The following is a 1,209-nucleotide window of genomic DNA, read 5'->3' on the forward strand; positions in this document are numbered from 1 at the left end:
TGGGCCGCGTTCCCAGCGTTGAACTAAACTTCCACTCCGACGGCTTGCAGCTGGCTCTTGTGCATGGCCCTTCGGTAGGCGTATCCCGGGCCGGCCGTTGGGGCAGCCACTCAATGTCCATCAGCTGGTGTGATTCTCAGATTCCGATGATGCGGGGGACTGATGATTCTGGTCAGGGATATGGCGGGCGGGGCTGACGGGAAGCGCGGTGCCCGGGAACCGATGGGCACGGATAGTGACTGAGCTTCATGGCGACGGTGATCTGGCCGCAAAGCTTCGGGCCTGCCTGGGGCGCGGCCACCGGGATGGGGCTGTAGCCACGGTATGCCAGGGCGAGATGACGCGGGCGAGTTTTGGGGTCCCGCTCGATGCGGACTTCGAGATCGGTTCCGTCTCCAAGGGCATTACCGGGCTGTTGTATGCCGATGCGGTGGGACGGGGGGAGCTGGCTCCGACGACGACTCTGGGCGAGCTGCTGCCACTGGAAGCATGTGAGGCGGCGCGTGTGACGGTCGGATCCCTGAGTACCCACTCATCCGGTCTGCCGCGCCTGCCCCGGTCGGCCCGGCCCTTCCGGGGCACACTCTCGCTGTGGCTGCAGGGTGCAAATCCGTACGGGGAAAACCTTGACCAGCTGTTGGCCCAGGCACGCGCGGTAAGGCTTTCCGCACCCCGGCCTCGGTACTCAAACCTGGGATTCGAACTCCTCGGCCATGCCATCGCCAGTGCGGCAGGGTTGAAGTACCCGGACCTGCTTCGGAACCGGCTGGCTGAACCCCTGGGCCTCGGGTCCGTCTATGCCCCGGCCGCTTCCGACCAGCTCCGGCCCGCGGCTCTGGTTGGAAGGAGCCGCTCGGGAAAGCCCCGCGAACCCTGGACGGGTGAGGCGCTGGCCCCGGCCGGCGGCATCCGGGCATCGACCGGGGACATGGCCCGCCTCGTCGCGGCAATGCTGGACGGTTCGGCACCGGGCATCTCCGCCCTCGACCCGGTGGCAAGGTTCGCCGGAGCGGCCCGGATCGGGGCCGCGTGGATCACCCTTGAGATCAAAGGCCGCCGGATCACCTGGCACAACGGGGCAACCGGTGGGTTCCGCACCTGGGTCGGACTCGACCGTTCAAAGCGTACCGGCGTCGTGGTCATGTCCGCCTCATCGGTTCCGGTGGACCGCCACGGATTCACCATGCTGCAGGAGTTGGCCGCCACCGG

Annotated in this window: 1 protein-coding gene; it reads left to right on the forward strand. The window is 67.4% G+C overall.

The genetic code is table 11. The features are described from left to right. Positions 1-235 precede the first annotated feature (235 nt). On the forward strand, positions 236-1,209 hold a 974-nt coding region (locus AC5RWU_RS24305; RefSeq protein ID WP_493986732.1), incomplete at its 3' end, for a serine hydrolase domain-containing protein.

The sequence above is a fragment of the Arthrobacter sp. B0427-1-12 genome, from assembly GCF_059092905.1.